This window comes from Mesorhizobium sp. M2E.F.Ca.ET.209.01.1.1, assembly GCF_004010375.2.
In the GTDB taxonomy this organism is placed as follows: domain Bacteria; phylum Pseudomonadota; class Alphaproteobacteria; order Rhizobiales; family Rhizobiaceae; genus Mesorhizobium.
Genome location: NZ_SADP02001074.1, coordinates 1 through 296, shown reverse-complemented (window position 1 = coordinate 296; position 296 = coordinate 1). Strand labels below are relative to the sequence as shown.

The window sequence follows — 296 nt, the reverse complement described above, 5'->3', positions numbered from 1 at the left end:
GAGCGGCCCCGTGCGGCGGTCCTGCCAGACGATCGCATTGTGGATCGGCTTGCCGGTCGCTTTGTCCCAGATCACGACCGTCTCGCGCTGATTGGTGATGCCGATGGCGGCCACATCCGATGCCGTGCGGCCTGCCGATTTCAGCGCCGCCTTCACCGTTGCGACGACGCTCGTCCAGATGTCTTCCGAATCATGCTCGACCCAGCCGGAGGCCGGATAATGCTGCGCGAATTCCTGCTGACCGGCGCCGGCTACTTTCATCTTGTCGTCGAACAGGATCGCCCGGGTCGAGGTCG

General features: G+C 64.5%; 1 protein-coding gene. It reads right to left on the bottom strand.

Translation table 11 applies throughout. The features are described 5' to 3' along the window. Positions 1 to 296: FGGY family carbohydrate kinase (locus EN852_RS39175; protein ID WP_246694587.1), on the bottom strand; the 296-nt coding region annotated here is incomplete at both ends.